This is a genomic window from Endothiovibrio diazotrophicus, assembly GCF_054657215.1.
Map to the genome: position 1 here is coordinate 1 of NZ_BAAHXB010000398.1, position 217 is coordinate 217.

At 65.0% G+C, this 217-nt stretch carries 1 pseudogene; it reads left to right on the forward strand.

What is annotated here, in order from left to right:
* Positions 1–217 (forward strand): annotated as a pseudogene (locus ACYQ2W_RS26960) (IS21-like element ISCARN89 family transposase); the annotation flags it as partial.

Below are 217 nucleotides of genomic sequence, written 5' to 3' on the forward strand. Positions count from 1 at the left end.
GATGACGTTCCCGGCGTCCAGTGCCAGGTCGATCCCGGGGAGCTGCGCGATGTGCTGATCGACGGGGTGGCGACGACGCTCTACTTCGTGGTTTTCGTGCTCTCGTTCTCGCGGCTGATGTATGTCGGCCTATCCCGCCGGCCGATCGACACGGAACGCTTCATCCAGCTCCACGACGAGGCCTTCCGTTACTTCGGTGGCCGCCCGGAGGAGTGCG